This window comes from Streptomyces sp. MBT65, from assembly GCF_016612545.1.
In the GTDB taxonomy this organism is placed as follows: domain Bacteria; phylum Actinomycetota; class Actinomycetes; order Streptomycetales; family Streptomycetaceae; genus Streptomyces.
In genome coordinates this window covers 1-3681 of the sequence record NZ_JAENRY010000486.1, presented here as the reverse complement: position 1 = coordinate 3681, position 3681 = coordinate 1, and the positions used below count along the sequence as shown (strand labels likewise).

Annotated in this window: 4 protein-coding genes and 2 pseudogenes; all 6 read right to left on the bottom strand. The window is 71.7% G+C overall.

The window, feature by feature from the left end; genetic code table 11:
• Positions 1–325 (bottom strand): annotated as a pseudogene (locus JHN63_RS48825) (TIGR03943 family protein); the annotation flags it as partial.
• Positions 322–1332: a permease gene (locus JHN63_RS48820; RefSeq protein WP_307782171.1), complete on the bottom strand. Its 1011-nt coding sequence runs from the start codon at positions 1330–1332 to the stop codon at positions 322–324. The gene JHN63_RS48820 and the pseudogene JHN63_RS48825, both read right to left, overlap by 4 nt.
• Positions 1333–1379: 47 nt before the next feature.
• Positions 1380–1786, bottom strand: a pseudogene (locus JHN63_RS48815) (tautomerase family protein).
• Between the two features lie 56 nt (positions 1787–1842).
• The gene (locus JHN63_RS48810) at positions 1843–2721 is read right to left on the bottom strand and encodes a phosphotriesterase (protein ID WP_374223020.1); all 879 of its coding nucleotides are present in this window, start codon (positions 2719–2721) and stop codon (positions 1843–1845) included.
• Between the two features lie 35 nt (positions 2722–2756).
• Positions 2757–3341 (bottom strand): DUF4865 family protein, encoded by a 585-nt coding sequence (locus JHN63_RS48805; RefSeq protein ID WP_200691582.1) that lies wholly within the window; start codon positions 3339–3341, stop codon positions 2757–2759.
• An 11-nt stretch (positions 3342–3352) separates the two neighbouring features.
• On the bottom strand, positions 3353–3681 hold a 329-nt coding region (locus JHN63_RS48800), incomplete at its 5' end, for a cupin domain-containing protein (RefSeq protein ID WP_234478847.1).

Here is a 3681-nt window from a genome sequence, read left to right as displayed (position 1 = left end):
CGGGGAGGAAGAGCAGCCAGGCGACCCGGGGCACCTTCGAGTGGTTGTGGCCCACGTGTTCTTCGGCGGGTTCGGTGTGGTCGTGACCTATGTGGTCACGGTCCATGTTGCCGGGGCCCATGTGGTCGTCGTCCGCGCCCGGGTGCTGTCGTGCCCGTGACCAGGCCTCCGCGATGCCGAGCAGGATCAGCAGGAAGCCGGAGACGACGAGCATCGGGCGCATGCTCGGCTTGACGTAGCGCAGGCACAGGTCGGTGAAGAGCGAGGCGTGCAGCAGGCCCAGACCGCTGAGGACGAGCAGGGTCACCTGGAGGGGGCGTCTCACAGCAGTACCGCTCCGATCAGCGCGCTGGACAGCACCGCGACGACCGTCGTGGCGGCGGAGAAACGGGCCGCGAAGGCCCGGCCGAACGTGCCCGCCTGGAGGGCGATCAGCTTCAGGTCCACCATGGGGCCGACCACCATGAAAGCGAGCCGGGCGGTGGGGGAGAAGCCCGTGAGCGAGGACGCCACGAACGCGTCGGCCTCGGAGCAGACCGCGAGGATGATCGCGAGCGCCGCCAGGAACAGGACCGAGAGCCAGGGCGAACCGGCGAAGGTGTCGAGTACGGAGCGCGGTACGGCGACGTTGAAGGTGGCCGCCGCCATGGCTCCGACGACCAGGAACCCACCCGCGTGCAGGAAGTCGTGCTGGAAGCCGGTGCGGAACTCGGTGAAGCGGCTGCGCCCCGGCTCGTGCCCGGTGTGGCGCGCGACCGGCCGCAGCCACTCCTCACGTCCCAGCCAGAGCCACAGCCAGCCCATCACCACGGCGGTCGCGAGCGAGGCGAGCAGCCGGGCCAGCACCATGATCGGGCTCGCGGGAAACGCGATCGCGGTGGCGGTGAGGACGACGGGGTTGATCGCCGGGGCGGACAGCAGGAACGAGAACGCGGCGGCCGGGGTGACACCCCGCCCGATCAGACTGTTCGCGACCGGCACCGACGCGCACTCGCAGCCCGGCAGCACGACTCCCGCCATCCCGGCGACCGGCACGGCGAACGCGGCCCGCTTGGGCAGCAGCTTCGTGAACACCCGCGCCGGCACGAACGCGTTGATCGCCCCCGACAGCGCCGTACCCAGCAGCAGGAAGGGCAGCGCCTGTGTGGTGATGGCGAGACACACGGTCCGCCACGCCTGGACGGCCGGCGAGTCCAGCCACCGCCCGACGGAGAAGAGCACCAGCCCGGGAACGACGGCCGCCCCCAGCAGCAGCAGCGGCCAGGACCGGGGCCACCCGGACGCCACGACGTCCGCCTCCGCCGCTCTGGGCGGCTCCACTGTCGTCTGCACACGAGCTCCACATGTTCGATGTTCGCGTCGAACATATCGGGCTCCCGTCAGCCCTCGGCGACCGGCTCCGCCGAGGGGGCGTACTGCGCGAGACCGTGACCGAGCGACCAGTCGACCGACTCGTTCTCGGTCACGGTGACGAACACGTTCCGGGGCTCGGCGCCCGCGTACGCCTGGGCGAGTTCGGTGATTCGCCGGTACAGCGCCCGTTTCCGCTCAGGGGTGCGTCCGGAGCGCATCGTGATCGCGACGAACACGATGCCCTCGTCACATGCACACCCAGGTAGTCGCCGTACCGCAGCGTGCCGCGGGCGCCGTCGTGACCGGTCAGGACCTGGAAGCGGTCGTCGTCCGGAATCCCGATCGTCTCCACCAGGGCGTCGTGCACGGCACGGCCGAGCGCGTCGAGCCGCGCGGGGTCGGCGTACAGCGCGTCGATACGGACGAAGGGCACAGGGTGTCTCCGCAACTGCTCGTAATGTCAGGCGACTTCAGCTCCACCGGCCGCCCTCACCGCCATTCCACGGCGAACGCCCGCGCCGGGTTCTCCCGGAACACACGCCCCACCAGTTCCTCCCCCAGTTCCACCGCGAGCCGTGGTCGCACCCGCCGCAGCAGATACGGCATCCCCGGGCCGCCGTCCACCGAGCGCGCGCCGGCGACCACCGTGTCGCCGCCGATCAGCAGACGGTCGCCGAAGCCGGCGTCGGCGAGGGCGCGGACCGCGTCCGGCATACGCCAGTCCGTGGCGTGGTGGGCGCGGGACGGGCCGTCGAAGGCCAGGTAGGCGCCCGTGCCGGCGGCCTGGCGTTGGATCGTGAGGTCGGGGGAGCGGTTGAGGTGGCCGAGGACGATGCGGTGCGGTTCGACCCCCAACTCCCCGCACAGCAGGTCGAGTACGTCGAGCGCGCCCGTGCCCATCTCCAGGTGGACGGCGATCGGCGCGCCCGTCGCGCGGTGGGCCTCGGCCGCGGCGGTCATCGTCCAGCGGGCGTGCGCGTCGAGGCCGTGGAAGCCGCCCGCGACCTTGACGAGACCGGCGCGGACCCCGGACGGGCCGATGCCTTCGGTGAGTTCGGAGACGAAGGTCCCGGCCAGCCCGCCCCGCAGACGCTCCAGCAACTCCGGCCTGTAGTGCGCCACTTGGTGCAACCCGGTCGCGCAGACCACATGCACCCCCGTGGCCCGCGACAGCAGCGGCAGATCGGCGACCCGCCGCCCCATCCCGTACGGCGTCCACTGCACGACGCTGCCCCCGCCCACGGCCCGGAACGCGGCCAGCTCGGCCCGTGCGGCCGAGGCGTCCTCCAGTTCCTGGCCCGGGAGTTGGGGGCTGCGGAGGAAGAGATGGTCGTGCGCGTCGCACACCCCCAGCTCCCCGGGGTCCACATCCCCCAGTACCGTACGGACGACGCCGACGCCCCTCACCACTGCCGACCGCGCGGCAACGCGTCCCGCCCCGGCGCCGAGACGTGCAGCACCTGGAACACGTCCCCCTCCGCCTTCGGCGCATCGTGCGCCCAGAGCGAGAAGTGGACCAGCTCCCACCTGTACGGATCGACGGCCGCCGCCACGAGCACCGCGCCGTCCTCCCCGGCCAGCCGCCGGGTCTCGTCCACCGCCTCCTCCATGACCGCGGCCAACTCCCCACCCTCCGCCATCCGTTGACGCCGCCGCACGGCGACAGCGGCGCGCGAACCGGCACCGCCGCCCTTCTCGTACGCCAGGCCCGTCCACCGCACCACCTCAGGCCGCCCGAAGTCGTCGACGAGCCGCTGGAAAGCACCGCCCCAGAGGAAGCGGTTCATACCCTCCACCGTGTTCCACAGGTAGAACGGCGCGTACTGGTTGACCGGCGAACCGTGCACCCCGCGCTCACGCAGCAGATACACCTTCAGGCCGAGCCCGTCCCAGTCGTCGAGCAGATGCCCGACCCGCGCGACCCGGCCCCGGATGACATTCATGTCGTAGTCGGCGGGCAGGGTCAGTGCGTACTGCATGGCGTGCATCAAGTGCCCCCTCAGGCCGGGTAGTTCGCAGGGTCGACATGCTCGTCCCAGCAGGCGGTGGTGCCGTCCTCGGCGGCCTCGACGACCGCGAGATGCGTCATGAACGTGCGTGGCCCCGCGCCGTGCCAGTGCCACTCGTCCGGTTCGATCCACACGGTGTCGCCCGCCCGGATCGACTCGACGGCACCACCCTTGCGCTGCACCAGCCCCTCGCCCTCGGTCACATGCAGGACCTGGCCGTGCGGGTGCGTGTGCCATGCCGTGTGCGCGCCCGAACCGCCGTCCCGGATAAGGGTGTTCAGCGTGCACTTCACGCCGGGCGCGCACACGGCATGGCACA

Bases quoted from the DNA above. Each gene is read 5' to 3' on its own strand.
- JHN63_RS48805 (WP_200691582.1), bottom strand. From the start codon at position 3,341: ATGCACGCCATGCAGTACGCACTGACCCTGCCCGCCGACTACGACATG.